The organism is Microbacterium sp. SORGH_AS_0421, assembly GCF_030818635.1.
GTDB lineage: Bacteria > Actinomycetota > Actinomycetes > Actinomycetales > Microbacteriaceae > Microbacterium.
In genome coordinates, this window is record NZ_JAUTAO010000001.1 from 1,799,903 (window position 1) to 1,825,841 (window position 25,939).

Annotated in this window: 30 protein-coding genes and 2 pseudogenes; 18 read left to right on the plus strand and 14 right to left on the minus strand. The window is 70.2% G+C overall.

Annotated elements, in window-relative coordinates; genetic code table 11:
• Positions 1 to 4: 4 nt before the first annotated feature.
• Together QE416_RS08580 and QE416_RS08585 are read right to left on the minus strand one after the other, a co-directional pair.
• Positions 5 to 328, minus strand: coding sequence for a hypothetical protein (locus QE416_RS08580; RefSeq protein ID WP_307315286.1), 324 nt, complete (start codon positions 326 to 328; stop codon positions 5 to 7).
• Between the two features lie 347 nt (positions 329 to 675).
• A complete protein-coding gene (locus QE416_RS08585) occupies positions 676 to 1,578 on the minus strand; it encodes an alcohol dehydrogenase catalytic domain-containing protein (RefSeq protein ID WP_307315289.1) in 903 nt (300 codons plus the stop codon).
• 125 nt (positions 1,579 to 1,703) lie between these two features.
• Here QE416_RS08585 and QE416_RS08590 point away from each other — a divergent pair, with 125 nt between their 5' ends.
• Positions 1,704 to 2,108: a helix-turn-helix domain-containing protein gene (locus QE416_RS08590; RefSeq protein ID WP_307315292.1), complete on the plus strand. Its 405-nt coding sequence runs from the start codon at positions 1,704 to 1,706 to the stop codon at positions 2,106 to 2,108.
• A gap of 123 nt (positions 2,109 to 2,231) precedes the next feature.
• Here QE416_RS08590 and QE416_RS08595 read toward each other — a convergent pair whose 3' ends face one another.
• From QE416_RS08595 to QE416_RS08605, 3 genes are all read right to left on the minus strand, one after another.
• Positions 2,232 to 2,636: a carboxymuconolactone decarboxylase family protein gene (locus QE416_RS08595; protein ID WP_307315294.1), complete on the minus strand. Its 405-nt coding sequence runs from the start codon at positions 2,634 to 2,636 to the stop codon at positions 2,232 to 2,234.
• Positions 2,633 to 3,043: a MerR family transcriptional regulator gene (locus QE416_RS08600; RefSeq protein WP_307315297.1), complete on the minus strand. Its 411-nt coding sequence runs from the start codon at positions 3,041 to 3,043 to the stop codon at positions 2,633 to 2,635. Before QE416_RS08600 ends, QE416_RS08595 begins: the two co-directional genes overlap by 4 nt.
• 85 nt (positions 3,044 to 3,128) lie before the next feature.
• Complete coding sequence (locus tag QE416_RS08605) at positions 3,129 to 4,394, minus strand: multidrug effflux MFS transporter (RefSeq protein ID WP_307315299.1); 1,266 nt, start codon at positions 4,392 to 4,394, stop codon at positions 3,129 to 3,131.
• A 44-nt stretch (positions 4,395 to 4,438) separates the two neighbouring features.
• Between QE416_RS08605 and QE416_RS08610 the strand changes: the two genes are divergently transcribed.
• On the plus strand, positions 4,439 to 4,903 hold the full coding sequence (locus QE416_RS08610; RefSeq protein ID WP_307315302.1) for a MarR family winged helix-turn-helix transcriptional regulator: 465 nt from the start codon (positions 4,439 to 4,441) through the stop codon (positions 4,901 to 4,903).
• Between the two features lie 11 nt (positions 4,904 to 4,914).
• Here the strand turns inward: QE416_RS08610 and QE416_RS08615 are convergent, their stop codons facing one another.
• Positions 4,915 to 5,820 carry a DMT family transporter gene (locus QE416_RS08615; protein ID WP_307315304.1) on the minus strand — a complete coding sequence of 302 codons (906 nt, stop codon included), beginning with the start codon at positions 5,818 to 5,820 and terminating at the stop codon, positions 4,915 to 4,917.
• 72 nt (positions 5,821 to 5,892) lie between these two features.
• Between QE416_RS08615 and QE416_RS08620 the strand changes: the two genes are divergently transcribed.
• Together QE416_RS08620 and QE416_RS08625 are read left to right on the plus strand one after the other, a co-directional pair.
• Positions 5,893 to 6,807, plus strand: a complete 915-nt coding sequence (locus QE416_RS08620; protein WP_307315307.1) for a LysR family transcriptional regulator — start codon at positions 5,893 to 5,895, stop codon at positions 6,805 to 6,807.
• 165 nt (positions 6,808 to 6,972) lie between these two features.
• Positions 6,973 to 7,230 (plus strand): nuclease, encoded by a 258-nt coding sequence (locus tag QE416_RS08625; protein WP_307315309.1) that lies wholly within the window; start codon positions 6,973 to 6,975, stop codon positions 7,228 to 7,230.
• 14 nt (positions 7,231 to 7,244) lie between these two features.
• Here QE416_RS08625 and QE416_RS08630 read toward each other — a convergent pair whose 3' ends face one another.
• On the minus strand, positions 7,245 to 7,637 hold the full coding sequence (locus tag QE416_RS08630; RefSeq protein WP_295824610.1) for an aldehyde dehydrogenase: 393 nt from the start codon (positions 7,635 to 7,637) through the stop codon (positions 7,245 to 7,247).
• A 173-nt stretch (positions 7,638 to 7,810) separates the two neighbouring features.
• Here QE416_RS08630 and QE416_RS08635 point away from each other — a divergent pair, with 173 nt between their 5' ends.
• On the plus strand, positions 7,811 to 8,182 hold the full coding sequence (locus QE416_RS08635) for a VOC family protein (protein WP_210072230.1): 372 nt from the start codon (positions 7,811 to 7,813) through the stop codon (positions 8,180 to 8,182).
• A 43-nt stretch (positions 8,183 to 8,225) separates the two neighbouring features.
• Here QE416_RS08635 and QE416_RS08640 read toward each other — a convergent pair whose 3' ends face one another.
• The 5 genes from QE416_RS08640 to QE416_RS08660 all read right to left on the minus strand — a co-directional run bounded on the left by QE416_RS08640 (position 8,226) and on the right by QE416_RS08660 (position 10,784).
• A complete protein-coding gene (locus QE416_RS08640; protein ID WP_307315315.1) occupies positions 8,226 to 8,828 on the minus strand; it encodes a hypothetical protein in 603 nt (200 codons plus the stop codon).
• Positions 8,829 to 8,912: 84 nt separating this feature from the next.
• Positions 8,913 to 9,155, minus strand: a complete 243-nt coding sequence (locus QE416_RS08645) for a DUF1653 domain-containing protein (protein ID WP_307315318.1) — start codon at positions 9,153 to 9,155, stop codon at positions 8,913 to 8,915.
• Positions 9,152 to 9,508, minus strand: coding sequence for a hypothetical protein (locus QE416_RS08650; RefSeq protein ID WP_210072228.1), 357 nt, complete (start codon positions 9,506 to 9,508; stop codon positions 9,152 to 9,154). The genes QE416_RS08645 and QE416_RS08650 overlap by 4 nt, the downstream gene beginning before the upstream one ends.
• 129 nt (positions 9,509 to 9,637) lie before the next feature.
• Positions 9,638 to 10,123, minus strand: a complete 486-nt coding sequence (locus tag QE416_RS08655) for a hypothetical protein (protein WP_307315323.1) — start codon at positions 10,121 to 10,123, stop codon at positions 9,638 to 9,640.
• A gap of 160 nt (positions 10,124 to 10,283) precedes the next feature.
• Complete coding sequence (locus QE416_RS08660) at positions 10,284 to 10,784, minus strand: small multidrug efflux protein (protein ID WP_307315325.1); 501 nt, start codon at positions 10,782 to 10,784, stop codon at positions 10,284 to 10,286.
• 208 nt (positions 10,785 to 10,992) lie between these two features.
• Here QE416_RS08660 and QE416_RS08665 point away from each other — a divergent pair, with 208 nt between their 5' ends.
• The 5 genes from QE416_RS08665 to QE416_RS08685 all read left to right on the plus strand — a co-directional run bounded on the left by QE416_RS08665 (position 10,993) and on the right by QE416_RS08685 (position 14,319).
• Entirely contained in the window at positions 10,993 to 11,274 is a 282-nt protein-coding gene (locus QE416_RS08665; protein WP_267786253.1) for a hypothetical protein, read from the plus strand.
• Between the two features lie 74 nt (positions 11,275 to 11,348).
• The gene (locus QE416_RS08670; RefSeq protein WP_307315328.1) at positions 11,349 to 12,530 is read left to right on the plus strand and encodes a sensor histidine kinase; all 1,182 of its coding nucleotides are present in this window, start codon (positions 11,349 to 11,351) and stop codon (positions 12,528 to 12,530) included.
• Positions 12,527 to 13,129 carry a DNA-binding response regulator gene (locus QE416_RS08675; RefSeq protein WP_307315331.1) on the plus strand — a complete coding sequence of 201 codons (603 nt, stop codon included), beginning with the start codon at positions 12,527 to 12,529 and terminating at the stop codon, positions 13,127 to 13,129. The genes QE416_RS08670 and QE416_RS08675 overlap by 4 nt, the downstream gene beginning before the upstream one ends.
• 270 nt (positions 13,130 to 13,399) lie before the next feature.
• Positions 13,400 to 13,915: a GNAT family N-acetyltransferase gene (locus QE416_RS08680; RefSeq protein WP_267786258.1), complete on the plus strand. Its 516-nt coding sequence runs from the start codon at positions 13,400 to 13,402 to the stop codon at positions 13,913 to 13,915.
• Positions 13,912 to 14,319: an ASCH domain-containing protein gene (locus QE416_RS08685; RefSeq protein WP_307315332.1), complete on the plus strand. Its 408-nt coding sequence runs from the start codon at positions 13,912 to 13,914 to the stop codon at positions 14,317 to 14,319. The genes QE416_RS08680 and QE416_RS08685 overlap by 4 nt, the downstream gene beginning before the upstream one ends.
• A 9-nt stretch (positions 14,320 to 14,328) precedes the next feature.
• Here QE416_RS08685 and QE416_RS08690 read toward each other — a convergent pair whose 3' ends face one another.
• Complete coding sequence (locus tag QE416_RS08690; protein WP_307315333.1) at positions 14,329 to 14,736, minus strand: RidA family protein; 408 nt, start codon at positions 14,734 to 14,736, stop codon at positions 14,329 to 14,331.
• Between the two features lie 176 nt (positions 14,737 to 14,912).
• Here QE416_RS08690 and sucC point away from each other — a divergent pair, with 176 nt between their 5' ends.
• Together sucC and sucD are read left to right on the plus strand one after the other, a co-directional pair.
• Positions 14,913 to 16,076 (plus strand): ADP-forming succinate--CoA ligase subunit beta, encoded by a 1,164-nt coding sequence (sucC, locus tag QE416_RS08695; protein ID WP_210072220.1) that lies wholly within the window; start codon positions 14,913 to 14,915, stop codon positions 16,074 to 16,076.
• A gap of 17 nt (positions 16,077 to 16,093) precedes the next feature.
• Positions 16,094 to 16,996, plus strand: coding sequence for a succinate--CoA ligase subunit alpha (sucD, locus tag QE416_RS08700; RefSeq protein ID WP_056226628.1), 903 nt, complete (start codon positions 16,094 to 16,096; stop codon positions 16,994 to 16,996).
• 420 nt (positions 16,997 to 17,416) lie between these two features.
• Here the strand turns inward: sucD and QE416_RS08705 are convergent.
• A pseudogene (locus QE416_RS08705) lies at positions 17,417 to 18,869 on the minus strand (NCS2 family permease).
• A gap of 66 nt (positions 18,870 to 18,935) precedes the next feature.
• On the opposite strand from QE416_RS08705, the gene QE416_RS08710 reads away from it, so the two are divergent.
• The 6 genes and pseudogenes from QE416_RS08710 (at position 18,936) to QE416_RS08735 (ending at position 25,935) form a co-directional block, all read left to right on the plus strand.
• A complete protein-coding gene (locus tag QE416_RS08710) occupies positions 18,936 to 19,373 on the plus strand; it encodes a nitroreductase family deazaflavin-dependent oxidoreductase (protein WP_210072217.1) in 438 nt (145 codons plus the stop codon).
• A gap of 338 nt (positions 19,374 to 19,711) precedes the next feature.
• A pseudogene (gene nirB, locus QE416_RS08715) lies at positions 19,712 to 22,294 on the plus strand (nitrite reductase large subunit NirB).
• Positions 22,291 to 22,707 (plus strand): nitrite reductase small subunit NirD, encoded by a 417-nt coding sequence (gene nirD, locus QE416_RS08720; protein ID WP_307315337.1) that lies wholly within the window; start codon positions 22,291 to 22,293, stop codon positions 22,705 to 22,707. Before nirB ends, nirD begins: the two are co-directional and overlap by 4 nt.
• Positions 22,704 to 23,990 (plus strand): uroporphyrinogen-III C-methyltransferase, encoded by a 1,287-nt coding sequence (gene cobA / locus QE416_RS08725; RefSeq protein WP_307315339.1) that lies wholly within the window; start codon positions 22,704 to 22,706, stop codon positions 23,988 to 23,990. Before nirD ends, cobA begins: the two co-directional genes overlap by 4 nt.
• The gene (locus QE416_RS08730) at positions 23,987 to 25,126 is read left to right on the plus strand and encodes a uroporphyrinogen-III synthase (protein WP_307315340.1); all 1,140 of its coding nucleotides are present in this window, start codon (positions 23,987 to 23,989) and stop codon (positions 25,124 to 25,126) included. Before cobA ends, QE416_RS08730 begins: the two co-directional genes overlap by 4 nt.
• Positions 25,123 to 25,935: a sirohydrochlorin chelatase gene (locus tag QE416_RS08735; protein ID WP_307315342.1), complete on the plus strand. Its 813-nt coding sequence runs from the start codon at positions 25,123 to 25,125 to the stop codon at positions 25,933 to 25,935. Before QE416_RS08730 ends, QE416_RS08735 begins: the two co-directional genes overlap by 4 nt.
• The last annotated feature ends 4 nt before the right edge of the window (positions 25,936 to 25,939 follow it).

Consider the following 25,939-nt stretch of genomic DNA (forward strand, 5'->3'; position numbering starts at 1 on the left):
AGAACTAGCCGACTGCCGTGCAGGCGCTCGTCGTCGCGAGCAGGATCTGCTCAGCATCAGATCGAGGTCCATGCGCCTGCAGCAAGCGGTAGACAATTACGGTCGCGCGATGACGCACTGCGACAACCTCATCGCCATCCATTAAACGCACGGATGCGGAGGACGCGGGCGACGAATCCAAGAGGTTTCCCTGCATCGAACGGTCATCGTGCTCGCAGTTGCGGCGTGGCAGGCCGCGGTCCAGGATCTCACCTCTGCGATCCTCGACCAGGCCGAGCCACAGGAGTACCGCCGATAGAGGCCGCTCACTACCGAGCGTCAGTTGCATTTGGGAGCCTATGGACGCCGCGGCGGTGCAATCGTCGATCTACGGCTGGACGCCCACGTCATCGCTGGACCTGCCGGCCGCCCACGGGTCTGCGCAGACGGGTGAGGATGTCGAGCAGAGACCGCGTGACCTCCCCGCCGACTTCCGTCGCCCGCAGAGTGACGGCGCCGGCCGCTGAGCAAGCACGGGTCGGCACCGGAATGACCTCGCCCGTCCAGAGTCGAGCGCTCGACGGTGGGCACGGATCCTGCGTCGTCGATGAGGGTGAGCGCGGAGACCTATGACGCGGATCACGTGAGGCACGCGCGGGACGGGCGACGCGCCTCACGCCCCCGTCCCGCCCGTGCTCAGGGGGGCAGCACGATCCGTCCGCGGACTCCGCCGCTTCCGAACTGTTGATGCGCGTCCGCGGCACGTTCGAGGGGGAGCATCGCGTGCACGCGCGGGGTGATCGTGCCCTTCGCCGCCGCCGAGAGCAGCCGTCCGAGGAGGGCTCCGTCTGGTCCTGCCATGACGGCCTGAACGGAGATGCCGCGATCGGACGCGGGCACCGCGACCGGGATCACGCCGACGTAGGCGCCCCGGTCTCGCACGCTCGCCACGACCGCATCGCCGATCGCCGCGGCATCGAAGGCCGCGTCAAAGGCGGCCGCGTCGGCAAGATCGGCGACGAAGTCAGCACCGGTCGCGGTCACGAACCCGGCATCGTCGGCCCGGGCGAGTCCGGTGACCGAGAAGCCGCGTTCGCGGGCGAGTTCGAGCGCGAAGCCGCCGACGGCGCCCGCGGCGCCCGTCACCAGCAGTGAGCGACCCTGCGCCTCGCCCAGAAGGTCGAGACCCGCGGATGCCGTGGTCGCATTCAAGGGAACGGTCGCGGCGTGCGCCGAGCTCAGGTCGGCGGGCACTCGGGCGACGTCTCGCGCCGGGACCGACACGCGCTCCGCGTGCGCACCGAAGCCGCGATCGACGCCCCCGATGATAACGGCCACACGGTCGCCGACGCGGATGCCGTCGACCTCGCCTCCCTTCTCGATGACGGTGCCCACGGCATCCCACCCCAGTCCGACCTCCGCACGAGAGACCCACCCGAGCGAGTGGTAGACGCCTGCGCGGGTCTGAAGGTCGACGGGGTTCACCGTGGCCGCCCCGACCGCGATCACGACCTCGCTCGGCTCGGGGATGGGGTCGGGTCGGTAGACGATCCCGATGGCCTCGGCGGATCCCGGGGTGGTGACGATCGCTGTGCGCATTGCTGTTTCCTTCCGAGCGGTCTGACGTCCGATCGACGCGATCGGACCGACCGTCATTGTGGGCGCGTATGCTCTCTTTCAGAAAGAAGGCACCCAAGAGTGCGTAGGTACCCCAGGGAGGACTCTTGGCGACACTGACCGCGGCCGAGAAGCGCACGCACGCCCGTATCGAGTACGACGCGTATCTCGCCACGTGCCCGAGTCGGCACTTGCTGTCGACGCTCGGGGACAAGTGGGTGGTGCTCGTGCTCTCGGCTCTCGCCGAGGGCCCTGCGCGCTACTCGGAGCTGCGGCGACACATCGCCGGAGTGAGTCAGAAGATGCTCACGCAGACCCTGCGCACCCTCGAACGCGACGGTCTGATCGACCGAGACGTGGAGCCCACGGTTCCCGTCACCGTCCGGTACTCCCTCAGCCCCACGGGGCACTCGTTCTTCGCCGTCGTCAGGGGGCTCAAGATCTGGGCGGAGCAGAACATGCAGACCGTCCTCGAGGCGAGGAGCGCGTACGACGCCGAGGCGGGCTCGTGATGGATGCCGCCGAGCGTCCGGCCGCAGTTCGCGCGGAAGCGGGCGGCTGCGACCGCCGGCATCCGCCCGCACGGCCGCGAATAGGCGAGCCGTTCGTTCATGCGCGCGGTGGTACGCCCCGCTTCAGGCCACGGGCAGCAGGCCGCGCTCCGCGAACACCTTCTTCGCCGCGAATGTGGCGTTGAGTGCGCGGGGGAAACCGCAGTACACGGCCGCGTGGAGCATCGCCTCGGTGATCTCGGTCGGCGTGAGTCCGACGTTGAGCGCCGCGTTCACGTGCACGTCGAGCTGCGGCTCGCATCCGCCGAGGGCGGTCAGGATGCTGAGGGTGACGAGCTGTCGATCGCGCGGCGGCAGTTCGGGGCGCGCGTACATCTCGCCGAAGGCCCACGCGACGACCTGGTGGGCCAGTTCCGGAGACACATCTTCGAGCGCCTCGATGACCTTCGCGCCGGCCTCACCGTCGACGGCATCCAGAACATCCTTGCCGTGGGCGAACTGCTGCTGGCGGGCTGTCTTCTCGGTCATGGCTCCTGCCGTTCTTCTTCGTCTTGGTCGAGCACGGGGAGGGCTTGGCGGTAGACGCTGATCTTGTCGCTCAGGGCGCGCTCGTGCGCGCGGAGCTCGGCGATGCGGTCACGCAGGGCCAGCTGATGCGCCTCGAGCAGGTCGAGGCGACTCCGCTTGGTGGCGTCTCCCCGATGACGCAGGTCGGCGTACTCGCGCATCTGCGCGATCGGCATCCCGGTCTGCCGCAGGCGGAGCAGGAACGCCACCCACTCCACGTCGGAGTCGCGATACCGACGTTGCTTCCCTGCGGTCCGGACCACGGGCCGCAGAAGCCCCACACGTTCGTAGTAGCGCAGGGTGTGCGCGCTCACTCCGGTGGTCCGGGCCATCTGCGCGACCGTCAGGCCGACGTCATCGCTGCCCACCCGGTCAGCGTAGAAGTTCGAGTGCGCTCACAGTCAAGTCGCGGATCGCGGGACGGCTTCCTCCGACCGCCGCGGCCGCGCGGTGTCAGTGATCCTCGGTGGTGTGCGTCCTCGCCGTGCCCTCCGCGCGGCGCGTGACCGCGAGAACGACGATGGCGATGGCCGCAGACGCGAGCATGACGACCGCCAGAGGAGCGGCGGTGCCCTCGCCGCCCAGGCTGACCAGCGGCGAGACCACCGCAGCCAGCCCGAACTGCGCGGCTCCCAGCACCGCTGAGGCGCTGCCGGCGATGCGGGGCACGGCGCCGAGCGCCAGCGCGGTCGCGTTGCCGAACACCAGGCCCAGCGACCCGACGGCGGTGAAGAGCGGCACCGCGAGCCAGAACGCCGGCGCTCCGGAGAAGACGAGAAGGGCAAAGGCGATGGTCGACGCGGTCACGCTCGCGATGCCGAGGGTCAGGACGCTCTCCACCGAGCGGGTGGCGGTGAGCTTCGGTGACAGCGCGCTCACGAACACCAGCGCGAGCGCGTTCAGGCCGAACATCACTCCGTATCCGACCGTGTCGAGCCCGAGCATGTTCTGGTACAGGAACGGTGACGCCGAGATGTACGCCATCATCACCGCGAAACCGAAGGCGAACACCGCCGTGTAGCCGATGAAGGTCCGCGACCGCAATGCGCGAAGGGGAGACCCGGATGCCACCCGCTCGGCGCGCAGCATGTCGCGGCGGGCGCGCAGATGCGTCTCGCGCACCACCGCGAGCACGGCGACGAGCATGGCCACCGATAGTCCCAGAACGATCGCCAGCAGGCCGCGCCAGCCGATCGGTCCGGTGAGCAGGCCCCCGAGGAGCGGGGCCACGACCGGGGCGACGCCGCCGACGATCATCATGAGCGAGAAGGCGCGCGCGGCGGCCTTGCCGGTCGCCAGGTCGGAGATGACTGCGCGACCGATGACCATTCCCGCGGCCCCGCCGAGGCCCTGGAACAGACGCGCGGCGACGAGGACGGCGACGTTGGGGGCGAATACCGCGACGGCGCTCGCGAGCACGCAGAGAGCGGCACCGACGACGAGGGGCGGGACGCGGCCGAAGCGGTCGGAGAGCGGGCCGAAGACGAGCTGCCCGGCGGTCACGCCGATGAGGAACGCCGTCAGTGTGAGTTGCACGGTCGTGGCCGAAGTCGCCAGCTCGACGGTCATCTGCGGGAACGCCGGCAGGTAGAGGTCGGTGGCGAAAGGGGCGACGGCGCTCAGGAGCCCGAGCACCAGCAGAAGCGGCGTCGTGATGCCCTTTGGGTGAGGGGAAGAGGGCGCAGCCGGAGTACGGAGGGAACCGGTGTCGATCGTCATAGTTATGAAAGCATAACTGAATGGCGCGCTGTTACAGTCGAGCCGTGCCCCCCTCGGTCTCTGACGGTGCTCTCGCCGAGTTCGCCGACGTCGTGATGCGCGTCGCGCGCGAGATCGATCCGAAGGGGCCTCAGGCGCCCGACATCGTGCCGCTCACCGGCACGGAAGCCCTGGTCATGAGATGGGTGCACCACAATCCCGGCGCCTCCCCGAGCGCCGTCGCCAAAGCGACGGCGTTGCAGCGCAGCAACTGCAGCGTCGCGCTGCGCTCGCTGGTTGCGAAGGGCCTGATCGAGCGTCAGACCGCCCCGGATGACGCTCGAGTGACGCGTCTGCATCCCACCGCTCTCGCGGAGAAAAGCGTGCAGAAGCTTCATGCGTATTGGGCCGACCGCCTGCGAGAGGCGCTCGGCGGCGATGAAGCCGGAGTGCAGGCGGCGGCTGCCCTGCTCGCCCGCATAGAGGGGGGACTCCGCCACGGTGACGACCCTCCTCCGGCGTCCCGCTGAGGGCCGGCCCATCAGCGATTGCGGACCGTCATCGCCAACGTCGCGCCGGTGATGATCGCGATGCCGAGCAGTTGCAGGGCATCGGGCAGGTGCCCGTAGACCATCACGTCGACGAGCACGGCCACCGCCGGGTTCACGAACGACAGGGCCGCGATAGTGATGGTCGAGAGCACGCGGGCGGTGCTGTAGAGGATCGAGTACAGCAGGCCGGTGTGCACGATGCCCATCACCGCGATCCACCCCCACGAGGGGTCGCTCCAGTCCAGCGCTCGCGCGAACGGCAGCAGGATCGCGGCCCCCACCACGCACTGGATGAGCGTCATCGGGTAGGGGCGGATGCCGCGGGTGTGCTGTGCGGCGAAGGTGGCGACGGCGTAGAGGGCTCCGGCTGCGAGCGCGGCGCCGACGCCGAGCAGCTGGGCCGTGTCGAGCGGTTGGATGCCGTCGAGCCCGACGAACTGCGTCGCGAGCAGGAGTCCGCAGAAGGCCACGAGAAGCCACGCCATGTCGCGACGCCGTGGGGCTTTGCGGGCGGCGAGGGCGCCGAGTGCGACGAGGAAGAACGGCTCCAGGTGATACGCGACTGTGGTGATGGTGATCGTCGTCTGGCTGAACGAGAAGAAGAGGAACGCCCAGTTCGCCACCAGTGCGAGACCACCGAGAACGGTCAACGCGACCGCGCGCCGCGTCCACACGGACGTGCGGAACGACCGCGTCGCGAGCGACAGCACCAGCAGTGTTGCCGCCGCGAACACGCAGCGCCACGCGGTGGTCGTGATCGCGTCGGTGCCCGCCTGAATGCTGAAAAGCCCGATCGTTCCCCACCCGGCCATCGCGAGCGCCAACAGCACACTCGCGCGTGTGCGCGGGTTGCGGGGCGAGGGGATGCCGGTGGCGAGGAGCGTCGTCTGGGTCACCCCTCGATGCTCGCGGCGATGACCCTGAAGCACAATCGAGTATTCGTCGTGCCCAGGATTTAGGATCGGTGAATGATCGATGTGCAGGGGCTTCGCGCCCTGATCGCGGTGGCGGACGCCGGGTCGGTGACCGCAGCGGCCGGGCTCCTGCACTACACCCCGTCGAACGTGACCCAGCGCGTGCAACGCCTGGAGCACTCCGTCGGCGCGCCGCTGCTGGAGAGGGTGGGGCGCGGCGTCGTCCTCACCGAGCTCGCTCGCCGGCTCGTCGACGAGGGTCGACCCGCCGTGCTGCGACTGGACGATCTGGCCGAGGTCGCGGCATCCGCTCGCCCTTCCGGGCTGCTGCGCATCGCGGCTTTCCCGACGGCGCTGAGGGGGCTGGTCTTGCCCCTCATCTCCGCTCTGCGTGACGCTCACCCTGCTCTTCGCATCGAGCCGGTCGAGTGCGAGCCCGCGGAGGGGCTCCGGCACGTGCGTCTCGGTCTCGCTGATGTGGCCATCGTGAAGTCGTGGGGCGACGCATCGGCCAGTCGCACCGACCCTGGCCTGGACCGGATCGTCCTCGGACACGATGCCGTCGACATCATCCTCGCGCGTGACCACCCGCTCGCCGGCCGCACCAGCCTGAGATGGCTCGACCTCGTCGATGAGAACTGGGCGGTGACCCCCGACGACGATCCCTACCGACGGTGGCTCGACTCGACAACGGGACTCGACCGAGGCTCCGGGACCGTCTACGAGGCAGCGGAGTTTCAGTCCCTCCTCGCTTTCGTCGAGCAGGGGCTGGCCATCGCCGCTCTCCCGCGCCTCGGGCGGGGGAGCCTTCCTGCCGGCACCGTCGCGGTGCGCCTCGTCGACGAGACCGCCTTTCGTGAGATCGCTGCGACCGTGCGTTCTGCGCGCCGCGACGGCGTCAATGTCCGCGCCGTCCTCGACGGGCTGAGGCATCAGATGGCGGCGGCCGCTCCCCGCGTCGAGGGTTGAGGCGTAACACCGTCGAGCACCGCCTCGAGGATGTGCGGCCCGTCTTCTCGCTGTCTCGCGACGAACCGCACGGCGAGGTGTTACGCCCCGCTACGCTCCCCGCTCCTGGACTGCCGGCATCCCGTAGCTTCGTCTCACCGAAACCCCTCGAAGGCAGGTGAAGCCATGTCCCGCACGATCTCGTCGACAGTCCACCCGATCCAGCGCTGCATGGCAGCCTCGAACCCCGCCGCCTGGTCGGACGGCCTCGTGGCCGGCGTCGACGGCGCGACCGTGACCGTTGCACTGCTGAGCGGCGCGACGGTACGGCTTCGTGTCATCGGTCCGGCGGTCGACATCACGTCGGGGGAGCCGGTGGCGTACCACCCGGTCGCAGAACTGCTCAGCGCGGCGACGGTCGTCACGACCGCGCGCGCCGAGTAGTTCGAGAGGAGAACTCAGGCGGTCATCGAGGCCATCATGGCCTCGCACTTCATGACCATGTCGTCGCAGGCCATCGCGCAGTAGCGGCACATCTCGTCCATGTCGCCGTGCGCGCGGCACTCGGCGGCGCAGGCCTTGCCCATGGTCATGCAGGCGGTCATCATGGCGCTCATCACGTCCATGTTCATTCCGGCCGGACGCATCATCATGTGCATCGTCGCCTGAGCCATCTCGACCATGTTCGAGCACATGGCGCAGCACGTGGCCATCTCGGCGCCGTGCATCATGTCGCTGCCGGCGCACATCGCCGCGGCCATCGCGCACGCGTTCAGGGACTGCATGCATTCCTGCATGGCATCCATGTCCATGGTCATCTCGCCCATGTCCATCGACTTCATCATGGCCATCGTGTCCATTGCTACTCCCGAGTGCTCGTTGTGACGAAGGGACCGGATGCCGCGGAGGGACTCCGGCGTACCGGCGATGGTACGCGCGACAGGTCGCCGTGCGACAGGGCTCTGGGCGAGTTGATCATGTCGGCGAGAATGCGGTGGCGCGTCGATGCGTCTCTGCTGCGAACATGGTTCGAATGAAGGTTCGTTTCGCGCGTCATACTGACCGACTCGAGGAAATCGTCCGGTTCTATCGCGACGGGGTCGGGCTCCGCGTACTCGGCGGCTTTCGCGATCACGCGGGATACGACGGGGTGTTTCTCGACCTTCCCGGAACGGGCGCGCATCTGGAGTTCACCACCGGCGGCGGTCATTCGGCGCCGATGCCGGATGCCGAGACGATACTCGTTCTGTATTTCGACGATGACCTCGAACGCCAGCGGATCGCGGCTCGTCTCGCGGGACGAGAGGTGTCGCCGTCGAACCCCTACTGGCGGACGAATGCTCTCGCCTTCGCCGACCCGGACGGGTTTCACGTCCTATTAGCGATGGAGAAGTAAGCATGGCGTCTGGCGGGATTTCTCGGCCACTCTCCCCCTGACGTCAACGCGCCCGGATGCCGACCGACTTCAGCTCCAGCCCGGCGAGGCGTTGCATGACGACGGGGTCGCCTCGGCGCCAGGCGCTCACCGCGTCGGGATCGACCTTGGTCACCGCGCCCACTTTCTGATGGGTGAGTGCCCGGAGTGCCAGAAGGTCGGTCGTGAGCCCTGCGCGCATCAGAGCGCGGGTGCGCGTCGCGCGCGAGACGAAGCGCAGGCGCGGGACGAGCCAGACCAGCAGAACGATGAGGATCGGCAGGGCCGCTACTCCCACACCGAGGGCGATGGCCGCCTGCCGGACAAGATCTTGCTGCGTCTGCCCGACGGCCGCGAGAGTGTCGCCCGCGGAGCTCGCCGTGGTGAACGGGCTGCTGATGCCCTCGCCGATGAAGGGGACTCCTCCGAGGCGGGTGCCGGCGTCGGTCATCGACGTGCGGAAATCCACGCCGGTGGTCTGCAGCTGGCGGCCGAACTGCGCGAGCTGGTCGACGGCCGAGAAGACGGCGATCCCCGTGACGACGCTCAGCGCGATGAGCGCGAGCGCGATGATGTCGGCGGTCACCTGACGCGCGCGCTGCACGGCGAAGTCGGAATACAGTTTCACGCCGTCACTCTCGCACGGGAGTGGTTCGGCCGAGGGAGCCTTGAATAAACGCTCCGCCGTGATCGATGGCGGGTTCGCGTCGCGTCAGCTCGACGGGCCGACCCGCCGGAACCGCGGGCCCGAGTAGTCGTCGCGTTCCACGTGCTCGGTGAACATCTCGATCGGGCGCACCCAGTACGAGTGATCGCCATAGAGCGTGCGGTAGGAGACGAAAACCTCCTCGGTCTCCGAATGCTTCGCGGTACCGAACACCTCGTAGCGCTGGCCCTTGAAGTGCTCGTAGATGCCGGGTTCGATATCGACCGGCTCGCTGCCATCGGTCTTCACGACAATTCGGCAGGAGCCGTGCTGACCGCGCCGTCGGTGCGCGACTGGAGGTACTCGCAGAGCTTGCCGGTCGTGAAGAGTTCTTCGCCGAGGGCGATGAGGTGGCTGCCCGAGAGCGGGAACTCGCCGGAGCGTTCGGAGAGGGATGCCGTCCACTTCCGCTCGCAGTCGACGTTCAGCGAGATCGACGCGGGCCCGTGGTTGAGGTGGATCGCGACCATGCCGGATTCGAGGTGCTCGGGGTCGTCCTGACGGAGGACGTGCACGGTGGCGTGCGCGACACGGTCGTGCTTCTCGTACTCGGTGACCCACTCGTGGATCTCGGTGTAGGTGGGACGAGCGGCGCAGGTCATGTGTCGAGACTAGCTGTCCGGGCCTCGCGCGACGTCTGCTCTCATGCGCCTTCTTGCGGCGATCAGAACGGCGCGGTCAGCGTGTGAGGTCGAGGACGACGAGACGGGCGCCGACCGCCCAGCTCCGCGTCAGGTGCGGTCGTGTCGGCTGCCGGACCGCTGCACGCCAGCGAGATCGTGCAGGGCACGGAAGCTCGCCTCGTGCTGCTCCCGGAGGGCCTCCCACCCGGCACTCGGGTCGATCGAGTCGGCAGAGGGAACCGCGACGGCGAACCCGTGCTGAGCCCGCGGAACCGCCTCGCCGGGCAGCCGCAACTCCTGCGTGAATGCCCCCGTATCGGGCGCGAACGTCAGGGTGTGCGCGGCGATGTCGTGGTTCCAGTCGGCCGACGGCCACGACATGAACGCCACGTAACGTGGCGGATCGAGTGGGGCCGTGGCCGACACCCAACAGCCGTGATGATCTTCGCCGGGGGAGAGGATTGTGTACGTCCCACCGTGGCGGTAGACCAGCAGTGCTTCGCGGAACGGCTTCTGCGAGAACATGGCCGTGTAGTAGAGGGCTTGCGCGTAGATCGGCTGTCCGAGGGTCAGGGTGACGGTCTGCTCTGGCATCGGGATGGTGTCCTCTCACATGCGGGCGGGGTCTCCTCTATCCAGGCATGCGGGCCCCGGACGAAGGTTGCGCGGGCCGAGGTCTTCGCTATGACCTCGCTGACCGGGTGAAGAACGAAGTTCTGGCGTCCAGCCGCGGCATCCCGGTCCGGTGCACTCCTCACGCCACCGCTCGGATCACCCCCGTGATGATCAGCGTCACCACCGTCGTCCACAGCACGATCGCGGCGGCCTGCCAGGCGATCACGCGCAGCGGAGGCACACCGGTCGACGTCAGCGCGGCGGCGGTGAACTGCGTCGGCAACAGCAGGGGACCGAGCAGGCTCACCCCGGGGGTCCCGTAGCGGTGGTACGCCTTCTCGAACTTCTCGCGCCGGGCCGTCGGGGGCTTCACGACCGCCCCGCGGCGGCCGGTCACGGCGGTGCGCACGCGCGACGACGCGAGCACCACGACGGCCACGCAGAGGAAGTTGCCGATCGCGGCGGCACATGCGGCGACGACCGGATGAATGCCACCCAGGATGCCGATCGCCGCAGCACCCTCGCCCTCGATGAACGGCACGGCCCCGGCGAGGGCGACGATGAGCGGTTGGACGAGGTCGGGCACGTCGGCGACGAGACCCTGGAAGCCGAGGACGAGGTCGGAGACGGGGTTCGACACGGGGACTCCTAGGTGATGAGGGCGCGGCGTCTACCGCGGTGGTTCCATCCCATCGGCGTGCGAGTTCTCTCGGCAGTGTCGTGGTGTCACGACCGAGCGTGAGGATGCAACGGCCCACCCGTGATGAATGTCAGGGTTTCCGGCGCCGCGCGCGTCGCGTATCGTCTCAAGCCCCGCGGAAGGCCGCGGCCGATCCGAAGGAGGACCCATGCCCTATGGCCTGGTCTGGATCGAATACCTCTTCTGGGCGGTCATCGCGGTGGGACTGCTCGTGCGTCTCGGCGTCGCGCTCGGTCGGCGCCGCTCGGGTCGGCGGAAGGACGCGGTGCGCCAGGCGATTCGCCCCGTCATCGATGCGGGCGCGGTCGAGTCGGCGTTCTACGGCTGGACGCCCTCGACCTCGATGCACCTGAAGCAGGAGTCGTCCTCGATCGAGACGGCTCAGAACCGCGATCGCGTGCCGCCGGAGCTCCCCGACAGTTACCGCTGACGCGCGCGGGCGCGCACCGGGGGACGAATCCCGGCCCCGCCCGTGACGAATGTCATGCCCGTACTGTGGCGGGGGTGAGCGCTCCCGCACCTGTCCGTAGCCCCGCGGCCACGTACGCCCGCGACGTCCGCGTCACCTGGTGGTACACGGCCGCGTCGGTGATGTTCCTGCATGTCATCGCGGTCTTCCTCTGGGCGTTCGTCGTGGTGATGCGGGGGACGCCGCTCGACGTCGTCCTCGCCCTGGTCGGGACGGCAGGCTCCGTGGCATCCGGAGTCCTCCTTCTCATCCACTACCGGCGCGAGCCGTTCGACGACGCAGACGACTCCGCAAAGCGGCTGGTCTGGACGCCCGTGCTTCTGGGGATCGCGTCGGCGGTGCTGTTCGGTGTCGGGGCCGGGTCGCTGCTCGTCGCCGTGGCTCTCGTCGCGCAGGCGCTGTGCACGGTGAGGTGGCGGGGCGGCATCCGGGGGCGGCTCGTCGCTCTCATGCTCGTCGTGGTGGTCGCTTCGTGGGTGATCGAGGCGACGCGCCTCAACCCCGAGGGCTACGTCTCGCTGACCTTCGCACTGCCGCTGTTCGTCACGATGCTCGCGCCGCTGACGGCAACCTCGCTCTGGTGGTGGGACATCGTGCGCGAGCTCGACCGCGCCCGCCGCGCCGAGGGGCGCCTTGCCGCAGCGCAAGAGCGCTTACGTCTCGCTGGCGACCTTCACGATCTGCAGGGCCACCACCTGCAGGTCATCGCGCTGCAACTCGAACTCGCCGAGAAGATGATGGGGCGGGATCCGGATGCCGCTGCCGAACAGGTCCGCGCGGCTCGCGTGAGCGTCGACGAGGCGCGGCGCGGCACGCGCGATCTGGCCTCGCGATTCCGCGGCGTGCCCCTGCCCGACGAACTCGCCAACGCCGCCGATCTGCTGCGCGCCGCGGGCCTGACCGTCGACCTGCTGGTGGATACCGAGGCCGGACGCGCGCCCGCCGACGTGCTCGGGCCGGTGGTCCGCGAGACCACGACGAATGTGCTGAAACACGGCGGCGGGGTCTCGGCATCCCTCTCCCTTTCCCGTCACGAGGGATCGTGGGTGCTGGTCGTCGAGAACGACTTGCGGGGTACCGCGTTTCCGGTCGGCGATGGGGCGGGACTGTCGGGGATCGCCGAGCGCGTGGGCCCGGTGGGAGGGACGATGGATGCCACCCGCCTCGGCGACCGATTCCGCATCACCGTTCGCGTGCCCGAGGAGGTGACGGCGTGATCCGCGTACTCATCGCCGACGACGAAGACATGATCCGTACCGCGCTCGCAGCTCTCTTGCGGTTGGAGGACGACCTCGAGGTCGTCGCCGAATGCCGCGACGGCGAGAGCGCCGTGACCGAGGCGCAGCGGCTGAGGCCGGACGTCTGCCTGCTCGACCTCGAGATGCCCGTGCTCGACGGCGTCGACACGGCCGCGAAGATCCTGCGGAGCGTGCCCTCGCGCTGCGTGATCGTCACGCGGCACGCGCGCCCGGGGGTGCTCCGACGGGCCCTGGGTGCGGGAGTCAGCGGCTTCTTGCCGAAGTCGCGGCCGGCGGATGACGTGGCGGCGGTGATCCGCGAGGTCGCGGCGGGGCGCCGGTACGTCGACCCCGAGGTCGCGGCCGACGCGCTGAGCGACGAGCGGAGTCCGCTCACCGACCGGGAGCTCGACGTGCTGCGCGCGGGAGCGCGAGGGCAGACGGTGGCCGAGATCGCGGCATCCCTCCATCTGTCGGCGGGGACGGTGCGCAACCACGTTTCGTCGGTGCTGGGCAAGCTCGGGCTGGCGAGCCGGCAGCAGGCGACGATCCATGCGCGCGAGCGGGGCTGGATCTAGTCGACGACCGTCGAACCAGCGCGGGTTTCGCGCGGAGGCGACGATGGCTTCTGCCTCGTCTTCGCGCGGGCGCAGCGTCGGCTCGGCGGGCCAGCAGAACGCGCTTCCGACACGATGGATGGGTGGGGCGTGACCTTCCGGCGCAGAGCCGAAGGGGCAGCCGCGCCGTGACGGCAGCGGCATGCGACCCCGTATCGTCGGTGGTCGACAGCGTGGACGCGCGGGGCGGAGCCGTGCGACGACGCACTCGCGCGAGAGAGGATGGATCTGATGGGCGAGGTTCGCTTGGTGGAGCTCGAGGCGGCCGATCGCCCCGCGTGGCTGACGCGGATGGAGACAGCCTTCGCGGCGGGCTTGCGCGATGCCGGGCTGAAGCCGGGGGAGCAGCCGATTCCCCAGGCGGACGAGATGGACAGGGTGCTGGACGCACCCGGCACCGAGACCCTTCAGATCGTGCGCGACGACCTGGTCATCGGCGGGGCCGCCGTGACCGCACCGGATGACGGGCGCCGCAGCCTCGAACTCTTCTTCATCGACGCCGGTCACCACGGTGGCGGGATCGGTGCGTCCGCGTGGCGGGCGATCGAGGCGCGCTACGCCGATACCGAGGTGTGGGAGACCGAGACGCCGTACTTCGACCAGCGCAACATCCACTTCTACGTCAACCGCTGCGGCTTCCAGATCGTGGAGTTCTTCCACCCGGGGCACCGCCCCCAGGCCGGGAGCGAGGGGGATCACCCCGGCCCCGACCGCATGTTCCGGTTCGAGAAGCGGATGCCGGTATGACCGGCGACCTGCCCCCGATCGAGTTCATGTTCCCCGGGGCGGGACGCGACCGGATCGTCGCGGCGATCCGCGCGGGGGAGAAGACGGCGACCAGCTCGCTCGTGCGGGAGTATCTCGTCGCGGGGGAGCCGTTGCCGGCGGTCGGGGATCGGGGCGCCGTGGTCGACTCGGCCGGTGAGCCGGTGTGCGTCATCGAGACGACCGGGGTAGAGATCGTCGCTCTGCGGGACGTCTCGCTCGCCCATGCGCTCGACGAGGGCGAGGGGTACGCGTCCGTCTCGGATTGGCGCCGCGGTCACGTGCGGTTCTGGACCTCGGATGCCATGCGTGAAGAGCTCGGGAGTGCCTTCGTCGTCGACGACGACACGTCGGTGGTGTTGGAGCGGTTCGCGGTCGTGGGGTGAGCCTCGCGGTCAGTCGACGACCGCGGCGACCGCCTCGATCTCGACCAGCTGATCGTCGTAGCCGAGGACGGTGACGCCCATCAGCGTGCTCGGCACGTCGTGGTCGCCGAAGGCGTCGCGCACGACCTCCCACGCGGTGACGAGATCGGCCTGACGGGTGGATGCCGCCAGCACGCGGGTGCTGATCACGTCGGTGAGCTCCGCGCCGGCTGCGCGCAGCGCGACCGTCATGTTCTCGATGCAGCTCGCGGCCTGCGCGGCGTAGTCGCCGACGCCGGCGGTCGAGCCGTCGGCGTCCAACGGGCACGAGCCGGCGAGGAAGATCAGGCGGGCGTCGGCCGGAGCGGTGGCGGCGTAGGCGTACTCGGCGGCGTCCGACAGGGCGGCGGCGCGGATGAGGGTGACGGCAGAGGGCATGGGGGCTCCTGACGGCGAGGCGAATGTCGGGGGTCATCGCCAGACTAGGCGCATGCCTCTCTTCGCCGGTCGGGGGTCTTCAGCCCCGTCTAGTAGGGTTGTCGACTGGCGAAGATCTCTTGATATCGAGAGAGTTCGCCTCCTCCCACCACCGATCGCCCAGCGAAGGATTGTCCGTGGATCTCTACGAGTACCAGGCACGTGACCTGTTCGAAAAGTACGAGGTGCCGGTACTCGCCGGCATCATCGCCGACACCCCTGAGGAGGCGAAGGCGGCCGCTGAGAAGCTCGGTGGCGTTGTCGTCGTCAAGGCTCAGGTCAAGACCGGAGGCCGCGGCAAGGCCGGCGGCGTGAAGGTCGCGAAGACCCCCGACGAGGCGTTCGAGGCGGCCCAGGCCATCCTCGGCCTCGACATCAAGGGCCACGTCGTCAAGCGCGTCATGGTCGCAGCGGGCGCCCGCATCGCCAAGGAGTTCTACTTCTCGGTGCTGCTCGACCGTGCCAACCGCTCCTACCTCTCGCTCTCGAGCGTCGAGGGCGGCATGGAGATCGAAGAGCTCGCCGTCGAGCGTCCCGAGGCGCTCGCGCGCATCGAGGTCGACCCGATCGAGGGCATCACGCCCGAGAAGGCCCTCGAGATCGCCAAGGCCGCGAAGTTCGACGACGAGCTGGCCCCCAAGGTCGCCGACGTCTTCGTCAAGCTCTTCAACGTCTACAAGGGCGAGGACGCCACCCTCGTCGAGGTGAACCCGCTCATCCAGAGCGAAGACGGCGACATCATCGCCCTCGACGGCAAGGTCTCGCTCGACGAGAACGCCGGCTTCCGCCACCCCGACCACGAGGCGCTGGAAGACAAGGACGCGGCCGACCCGCTCGAGGCCAAGGCCAAGCAGCACGACCTCAACTACGTCAAGCTCGACGGCCAGGTCGGCATCATCGGCAACGGGGCGGGTCTGGTCATGTCGACCCTCGACGTCGTCGCCTACGCCGGTGAGAAGCACAACGGCGTCAAGCCCGCCAACTTCCTCGACATCGGCGGCGGCGCCTCGGCGACGGTCATGGCCGCCGGCCTCGACGTCATCCTCGGCGACGAGCAGGTCAAGAGCGTCTTCGTCAACGTCTTCGGCGGCATCACCTCGTGCGTCGCCGTGGCCGAGGGCATCGTCAAGGCGCTCGAGATCCTCGGCGACGCCGCGACCAAGCCGCTCGTCGTCCGCCTCGACGGCAACCAGGTCGAAGAGGGTCGTCAGATCCTCGCCGCCGCCAACCACCCGCTCGTCACCCTCGCCGCCGGTATGGACGAGGGCGCCGACAAGGCCGCCGAACTGGCCAACGCGTAAGGGATAGGGACAGAAACATGTCGATCTACCTCAACAAGGACTCCAAGGTCATCGTCCAGGGCATCACCGGCGGTGAGGGCACCAAGCACACCGCCCTCATGCTCAAGGCCGGCACCCAGGTCGTCGGTGGCGTGAACGCCCGCAAGGCCGGCACCACGGTCTCGCACAAGGACGCGTCCGGCAACGACGTCGAGCTCCCCGTCTTCGCCTCGGTCGAAGAGGCCATCCGCGAGACCGGCGCCGACGTGTCGATCGCGTTCGTGCCCCCGGCCTTCACGAAGGACGCGATGGTCGAGGCCATCGACGCCGAGATCCCCCTCCTCGTCGTGATCACCGAGGGTGTGCCCGTCGGCGACACCGCCGAGGCGTGGGCGTACTCGAAGGCCAAGGGCGAGAAGACCCGCATCATCGGCCCGAACTGCCCCGGCATCATCACGCCCGGCGAGGCGCTCGTGGGCATCACGCCCGCGAACATCACCGGCAAGGGCCCCATCGGCCTCGTGTCGAAGTCGGGCACCCTGACGTACCAGATGATGTTCGAGCTGCGCGACCTCGGCTTCTCGACCGCCATCGGCATCGGTGGCGACCCCGTCATCGGCACCACGCACATCGACGCCCTCGCGGCGTTCGAGGCCGACCCCGAGACCAAGGCCATCGTCATGATCGGTGAGATCGGTGGAGACGCCGAAGAGCGCGCCGCCGACTTCATCAAGGCGAACGTCACCAAGCCGGTCGTCGGCTACGTCGCGGGCTTCACCGCTCCCGAGGGCAAGACCATGGGCCACGCCGGCGCCATCGTCTCCGGCTCCGCCGGTACCGCCCAGGCGAAGAAGGAGGCCCTCGAGGCCGCCGGAGTCAAGGTCGGCAAGACGCCGTCCGAGGCCGCCGCCCTGATGCGCGAGATCATCGAGAGCCTGTAAGCAGCACTCTCTTCGGGGCCCGGATGCCATGGCATCCGGGCCCTTTCGCATGTCCGGCGGGGGCGGGGTGCGGCTGCGGGGTGCGGCTGGCCTCGCGCGCGGCTGGGTTGCGTGCGCGCGACGACGGGGCGCGAGATCACGTGACTCCGCCGAGAACACACGCCCCGGCGTGTGCGCTCGCCCCGATCACGTGATCTCGTCGGCCGGGCCTGGGCTTGCCGCGCGAGGTCACGTGATCTCGGCGGCCGGGCCTGGGCTTGCCGCGCGAGGTCACGTGATCTGACAGCCGGGCGGCGCCGCCAGGGCCGCATTGCGCGCCGTGCGGAGCACCGCGACAGAGAAGTTGCGCGCCGTGTCGAGCACCGCGACAGAGAAGGGGCCCGGATGCCGTGGCATCCGGGCCCCTCGATCGCACAGGCGTCAGCCGAGCAGGGCCTCGACCGGACCGCGGGCGAAGAAGACCACGAAGCCGGCGGCGACGATCCACAGCAGCGGGCTGATGCGACGCGCGCGACCCGACAGTGACTGGATCAGCACCCAGCTGACGAAGCCCGCGCCGATGCCGTTGGCGATCGAGTACGTCAGGGGCATCACGGTGACGGTGAGGAAGACGGGGATGAGCACCGACATGTCCGCTGAGGTCGACGTGGCGGATCTGCGCCATCATCAGCGCACCGACGATGACCAGGGCCGCGGCGGCGATCTCGGTGGGGACGATGCTCGTCAGCGGGGTGAAGAACATCGCGAGCAGGAACAGCGCGCCGGTGACGACGTTGGCGAGCCCGGTGCGGGCGCCCTCGCCGATGCCGGAGCCCGACTCGATGAACACGGTGTTCGACGACGACGAGGTCGCGCCGCCCGCCACCGCGCCGATGCCCTCGATCACCAGCGCCGAGCGCAGTCGCGGGAAGGTGCCGTCGGGGGCGGCGAGGCCCGCCTCGCGGGAGAGGCCGGTCATCGTGCCCATCGCGTCGAAGAAATTCGTGAAGACGAGGGTGAAGACGAGCATGAGGGCCGCGAGCACGCCGATGCGACCGAAAGAGCCGACCAGGTCGACTTGGCCGACCAGCGACAGGTCGGGGAGGCTCACCCACTGCGCGGGGAGCGTCGGAACGCTCAGGCCCCAGCCGCCGGGGTTGCCATCGGCCTTGGCGCCGAGGCCCGTGACGGCCTGGACGATGACCGCGATCACCGTGCCCGAGAGCAGACCGATCAGCAGCGCGGCTTTGACCTTGCGCACCAGCAGCACGGCGGTGATGACGAGGGTCAGCACGAACAGCGCGGTGGGGATCGTCGTGATCGAGCCGCCGACACCGAGGCCGACCGGGGGCGAGCTGAGCCCGGTCGAGGTGACCAGGCCACTGTCGACGAAGCCGATGAAGGCGATGAACAGGCCGATACCGACCGTGATCGCGGTCTTCAAGGCGAGGGGCACGGCGTCGAAGATCATGCGGCGAAGGCCCGTGACGGCCAGCAGCACGATGATGAGGCCGTTGATGACGACGAGGCCCATCGCCTCGGGCCACGTGACCTGCCCGACGATGCCGACCGCGAGGAACGAGTTGATCCCGAGGCCCGCGGCGAACGCGAACGGCAGGCGCGTGACCAGACCGAACAACATCGTCATGACACCCGCGGTGAGCGCCGTGACGGCGGCGACCTGCGAGAAGCCGAGAGCGTTGCCGGCGACGTCGGGGGTGCCCGAGAGGATGATCGGGTTCAGGATGACGATGTACGCCATCGTGACGAAGGTGACGACGCCGCCGCGGATCTCTCCGCCGACGGTCGAGCCGCGGGCGGTGATCTCGAAGAAGCGGTCGAGGCCGTTCTTCGGTTCGGGGACGGCCGTGGTCTCGGGAGCGGAAGCGCTCATGAAGGCTCCAGGAAAAAGGGGGGGGGGCTAGACCGGAGGGGAAGACGCCGACGTATCGTGTGAGCTATGTCACTCTCAGGCGAGTATCTACCCAGCACCAGCGAATGGGCCCGTCAGCAGGCGGAAACCTTCGAAGCCACGGGGGGCAAGGAGTCCGCCGACATGCGGGGCGTACCCATCATCGTCCTCACCACCGTCGGGGCCAAAACCGGCGGGCTGCGCAAGACCGCCCTCATGCGCGTCGAGCACGACGGAAAGTACGCGGTCGTGGCATCCAAGGGTGGGGCTCCCGAGCACCCCGCGTGGTTCTACAACCTGGTGAAGAACCCCCGCGTGGCCCTGCAGGACGGCGACGTGAAGAAGGAGTACGAGGCGCACCAGGCCGAGGGCGCCGAGCGCGAGGAGTGGTGGGGCTACGCGACCGAGGTCTGGCCCGACTACGACGAGTACCAGAAGAAGACCGACCGGCGTATCGAGCTGTTCGTGCTCGAGCCGGTCGACTGACACCGGTCCGTGGCGCCCGTCGCCACCCGGTCGACCGGCATCGAGTGTCCAAAACACCCGGACGTCGCGAAAATTCGTCCGGGTGTTTTGGACATTCAGCGGGGGAGCGGAACGACGCTCGCCGCACGGGCGCGGGAGAGTCGGAGACGGATGCCGCGGGCGAAAGCTCACACCACCCCCGCGCCCGCGTGAGAGAAACGTTCGCCGGGGGTAACGCGGGCGCGAGGGCGGGGGAAACCTCGGCTGCCTAGCGTCGGGGCATGGCCCGCTCGAACCCCGCAACCGGAACGAAACACGCCGCTGACGCCGCGGCAAACTCCGCCGCGTACTGTGACGGCATGCTCCACCCCGCCCCATCCGGGTCCGTCGTGGTCGTGGGTGCGGGAATGGTGGCCCACCGCTTCGTCGAGAGCCTCACCAGCCGTGACACAGAGGGCCGCTGGTCCGTCATGGTGCTGGGCGATGAAGCCCGCGGGCCGTACGACCGCGTCGGTCTCACCGGCATCTTCAGCGGAAAGACCCCCGACGACCTCGCCCTCGACCCCGCGGTTCTCGATCACGAGCGGGTGCGGGTGAAGACCGACGCGCGCGTCACGAAGATCGACCGCGCGGCACGCACCGTCACCACGGCGGGCGGCTCGACGCACGCGTACGACCGTCTCGTGCTGGCGACCGGCTCGTTCGCCGCCCGCCTGGCCCTGGACGGCTTCGACCACCAGGGGTGCTTCGTCTACCGCACGCTCGACGACGTCGCCGGCATGCGCGCCTGGGTCGCGAAGCGCTCGGCCCAGCTCGGACGGCCCCTGCGCGGCGCGGTCGTCGGCGGCGGTCTCCTCGGGCTCGAGGCCGCGGGGGCGCTGCAGGCCGAGGGCGTCTCGCCGTTCGTGCTGCAGTCGAACGAGCGCCTGATGTCTGCCCAGCTCGACCTGGGCGGGGCGCGCACCCTGCAGCGGCTCATCGAAGCGCGCGGCATCGAGGTGCGCACGAGCTCGGTGACGACCCGGGTGGATGCCGACAAGACCGGCGCCGTATGCGGCCTCGAGCTGCGCGACGGCACGTGGGAGGGCGTCGACATCGTGGTCTTCACGGTCGGCGTGCGGCCCCGCGACGAGCTCGCCCGTGCGGCCGAGCTGCGCGTCGACGCCCGCGGCGGGGTCGTGATCGACGAGGGCTGCGACACCTCGGACCCCGCGATCATGGCGATCGGCGAGGTCGCGAGCTTCGACGGGCAGTGCATCGGTCTGGTCGCCCCCGGGTAGCACGCGATGGCCGAGGTCGCCGCGACCCGCCTGCTGGGCGGCGCGGCCGCCTTCCCCGGCTTCGACACCTCGGCCAAGCTCAAGCTCTCGGGCGTCGAGGTCGCGAGCTTCGGCGACGCATTCGCCGAGACGCCGAACGCGCTCGACGTCACCTACGCCGACCCGGTGTCGGGCGTCTACAAGAAGCTCGTGCTGAGCGACGACGCGCAGACGCTGCTCGGCGGCATCCTGGTCGGCGACGCCTCGGCGTACACCGCGCTGCGCCCGCTCGTCGGTCGAGCGCTCGGCGGCGATCCGGCGGCCTACCTCATGCCCGAAGGCCTCGCCCCGGCTCCGCAGGGCGACCTGCCCGCCGACGCGATCGTGTGCTCGTGCAACGGCGTCACCGCCGGAACCGTGCGCGAGGCCGTCACCGAGCACCAGTGCGCGGATGCCGCCGAGGTCAAGGCGTGCACCAAGGCCGGGGCGGCGTGCGGCTCGTGCTTCACGCTCGTGAAGAAGCTCGTGGCGACTGAGCTGGCGGCATCCGGAAAGGAAGTCTCGAACGGGCTGTGCGAGCACTTCTCGTTCACCCGGGCGCAGCTGTTCGATGCGGTCCGGATCTCGGGGCTGCGCACCTTCACCTCGATCGTCGAGCGTTTCGGCACCGGGCGCGGCTGCGACATCTGCAAGCCGGCTCTGGCGAGCATCCTCGCGAGCCTGTACTCGGGGCACGTGCTCGACGGCGAGCTGGCGACGATGCAGGACACCAACGACCACGTGATGGCCAACATCCAGCGCGACGGCAGTTACAGCGTCGTCCCGCGCATTCCGGGCGGCGAGATCACGCCCGAAGGCCTGGTCGTGATCGGCGAGGTCGCCCGCGACTTCGGGCTCTACACGAAGATCACCGGCGGGCAGCGCATCGACATGTTCGGCGCTCGCCTCGACCAGCTTCCCGACATCTGGAAGCGCCTCGTCGACGCCGGGTTCGAGTCGGGCCACGCGTACGGCAAGTCGCTGCGCACGGTGAAGTCGTGCGTCGGGTCGACCTGGTGCCGCTACGGCGTGCAGGACTCGGTGGGCATGGCCGTGCAGCTCGAGCTGCGCTACCGCGGGCTGCGCTCGCCGCACAAGATCAAGTTCGGGGTGTCGGGCTGCGCCCGCGAGTGCGCCGAGGCGCGCGGCAAGGACATCGGGGTGATCGCGACCGAGGCCGGCTGGAACATGTACGTCGGCGGCAACGGCGGGTTCACCCCGCGTCACGCGGTGCTCTTCGCCGAGGGGCTCGACGACGACGGGCTGCTGCGGGCGATCGACCGATTCCTCATGTTCTACATCCGCACCGCCGACCGGCTGCAGCGCACGGCCCCGTGGGCGGCGGAGTACGAGGGCGGTCTCGAGGCGCTGAAGGGCGTCGTGTTCGACGACACCCTCGGCATCGCCGACGACCTCGACCGGGCCATGGCATCCCACATCGACGCCTACGAAGACGAGTGGGCCGCCACCCTCGCCGACCCCGAGAAGCTCAAGCGCTTCCAGAGCTTCGTCAATGCTCCCGACAAGGTCGACCCCTCTCTTGCCTACGTCGCCGAGCGCGGTCAGGCCCGACCCGCCACGGCCGAAGAACGCGCGTCGGGCGCGGTGCTCATCGGCGGAACGACGCTGGCGGTGCGGTCATGACTCTGATGGAGACGACTCCGGACGCCGGGACCCCGGCCGCGACGACGGGCTCGGCGTCGGCGCCGGGCAACGGGTGGATCCGTGTCTGCCGCGTCGACGATCTGCTCGTGGAGCGCGGGGCCGCGGCGCTTCTCGGTGACCGGCAGGTCGCGCTGTTCCGGACGTTCGACGGCAGGATCTTCGCGACCGACCAGATCGATCCGTTCAGCGGGGCGGCGGTGCTCTCGCGCGGGATCGTCGGCGACCGCGGGGGAGTGCCCACCGTCGCCTCGCCCATGTACAAGCAGGTGTTCGACCTGCGCACGGGAACCTGTCTCGACACGCAGGGCAAGGACCCGCTGGCGGTGGCCGTGCACCCGGTCGCGGTCGCCGAAGGGGATGTATTCGTGAAGCTCGAAGGGGACCCCCGATGATCGCTCTCGCAGGCCTCGACCTCACCGACAAGCTCGTCGTGTGCGTGGGCGGCGGCTCCGTCGCCGAGAAGCGCATCGCGCGGCTGCGCGCCGCCGGCGCCCGGGTACGGGTGATCGCCCCCGTCGCGACGCCGGGGCTCGCCGCGCTCGCCGCCGCGGGTGAGATCGAGTGGATCGACAGAGGATTCGCCGACACCGATCTCGACGAGGCCTGGTTGTGCCACACGGCCACGGGGGCGGCATCCGTCGACACCGCCGTCGTCGCGGCGGCCGAAGCCCGCCGCGTCTGGTGCGTCAACGCGGGTCACGGCGGCAAGGGCACCGCGCGCCTGGCCGCCGAGACCACGAGCGGCGACGTCATGGTGGGCGTGGTCTCCACCGCCGGTGCCGACCCTCGCCGCAGCGTCGCCGTGCGCGACGCGATCGCGCAGCGCCTCGCCGAAGGCGCCCTTCCGCTCCGCCGCCGACGCCGCCCGCTCGTGGGGAGCGTGGCGCTCGTCGGCGGCGGTCCCGGCCCGGTCGACCTGCTGACGGTGCGCGCCCGCGCTCTGCTGGCCGAGGCCGACGTCGTCGTGCACGACCGGCTCGGACCCACCGGCGTGCTCGCCGAGCTCGGCGACGACGTCGAGCTGATCGACGTCGGCAAGCGCCCGCAGCATCACCCGGTGCCGCAGCACGAGATCAACGCCCTCCTCGTCGATCGAGCGGCGAAGGGCCTGCGGGTCGTGCGACTCAAGGGCGGCGATCCGTTCGTGTACGGCCGCGGCGGTGAGGAGGTCATCGCGTGCCGCGAGGCCGGCATCGCGGTCGAGGTCGTTCCCGGCATCTCGAGCGCGATCGCCGTGCCCTCGGCCGCGGGAGTGCCCGTGACGCACCGCGGCGTCGCCGGTACCCTGCATGTCGTGAACGGTCAGGAAACCCCGAGCGATGCGACCCTCGCCGCCCTGCGCGACGACAGCGCCACGGTCGTCGCGCTGATGGGCGTGAGCGCCCTGCCGCGGTTCGTGGCCGCGGCCCGCGCCGCCGGCGCTCCCGAGACGCGCCCCGTCGCGTTCGTCGAGAACGGCCACACACCCGCTCAGCGCACGATCCGCACCACGCTCGGTACGGCGATCCAGGATGCCGAGACCCACCGCCTCGCGAATCCCGCGGTGCTGGTGTTCGGCGAGGTCGCCCGGGCCGATCTTCTGCTGCCGGCCGCGTCGCCCGCAGCGGCTGCGGTATCGCTCCAGCCCGCTCACGCTCCGGTCCGGGTCGCGGCGCACCCGGAGGGCATCGGGTGACGACACCCGCGCGGACGATCAGCACGGTGCTCCAGGGGTGCACCGTGCTGCTCCCCGTCGACCGACGGTCGGGGGAGCTGTCGGCCGCGCTCGAGCGACACGGGGCGCGCGTGCGCGTCGCGCCGGCGCTCACGATCATCCCGCATGTCGACGACGACGAGCTGATCGCGCAGACGCGCTCGCTCGTCGCCGACCCGCCCGACGTCGTCGTGGCGACGACGGGTGTGGGGTTCCGCGCGTGGATGGAGACAGCCGACGAGGCGGGCCTGCACGATGCGCTCGCTCCCGTGCTCGACGGCGCACGGATCGTCGCCCGTGGCCCGAAGGCGCGCGGCGCGATCCAGCAGGCCGGTTTCGAGGCCGACTGGGTCGCCGAGAGCGAGACGGCCGCCGAGCTGCGCGACTTCCTCGTGGCCGAGGGGATCGACGGACTGCACATCGCGGTGCAGCACCACGGCTCGGGGGCCGATGGCCTCGACGAGGCGTTCGAAGCGGCCGGAGCCCGCGTGACCAGCCTCACGATCTACCGCTGGGGGCCGCCGCCCGATCCCGAGGTCGTCGCCGCGTCTACCCAGCAGGTCGCACGCGGAGAGATCGACGCGGTGCTCTTCACCTCCGCTCCCGCTGCGCGCGAGTGGATCCTCGCGGCCGAACGGGCCGAGGCGCTCGACGGAGTGGCCTCCCGAGCCGCCCGCGGGCACGTCCTCGTCGCGGCCGTCGGGCCGATCACGGCCGGTCCCCTCGTCGAGGCGGGCATCACCCCGCTCATCCCCGACCGCGGGCGGCTCGGGGCGCTCGTGCGCGCCGTGGTGACGCACTACGGCGGAGCCGACGCGGCGCTGATCCCCACGACGGTCGGGCGCCTCGGCATCCGCTCATCGGGGATCGTGCTCGACGGGGAGTTCACACCCCTGCCGCGCACCGGCGTCGAGATCCTGCGCGCGCTCGGGCGCGCGCCGGGGGCGGTGGTCTCGCGCGCCGATCTGATCGCCGCGCTGTCGAGCTCGGAGGCGAGCGGGCACGCCGTCGAGGTCGCCGTGGCCCGCACCCGCGACGCGCTCGGCGGGCTCGACCTGATCCGCACCGTCTACAAACGCGGATACCGGCTCGACGTGATCGACGAGGAGGACGCATGACCGCCGTACTGATCGCCTGCGCCCACGGCACGAGGTTCGAAGAGGGCCGCGTCGTCGTGCGCGAACTGCTCGAGGTGCTGCGCGCCACCGCTCCCGCCGGCGTCGACGTGCTCGAGGCGTACGTCGACGTGCACGGTCCCTCCGTCACCGACGTCGTGGCCGAAGCTCGCGAGCGCACGGACGACATCGTGATCGTGCCCCTGTTGCTGTCGACCGGCTACCACACCGAGGTCGACCTGGTGGAGGCCGCCGACGGACTGCCCGTCGCCCCCGCTCTCGGGCCCCACCCGGTGCTGGCCGAGATCCTCGCCGACCGCGTCCGCGCCGCCGGGGCGGGTCCCGACGACACCGTCGTGCTCGCCGCGGCCGGCTCCACCCGCCCGGGCGCCGTGATGGACGTCGAACGCATGGCGGAGCTGATGGCGGATGCCGGTGTCACCGGCCCCGTCGTGACGGCCTACGCCGCGGCATCCGATCCCCGCATCCCGGATGCCGTGGCCGCAGCACGCGCGGACGGCCGACGCACCGTCGCCGCGAGCTACGTCCTCGCACCGGGGCACTTCTCGCGCGTGATCGAGAAGGCGCAGGCCGACCTGACCACCGCCCCGATCGGTGCGGACCCGCGCCTGGCGGCGGTGGTGTGGGAGCGATGGCGCGGTGCGCGCGTCGCCCCGGTCGCCGGGGCCGCCGGGGCAGATCCGCGCTCCTCGGACGCGCCGGCGGACGCGCCCGCCGAGCCCGACACGGCCTCGCGCGCCTGGCTCACCGCGTTGCGCAGGCTCGTCTCGGGCGCTCGCCGCCGCGCCTGAGGGG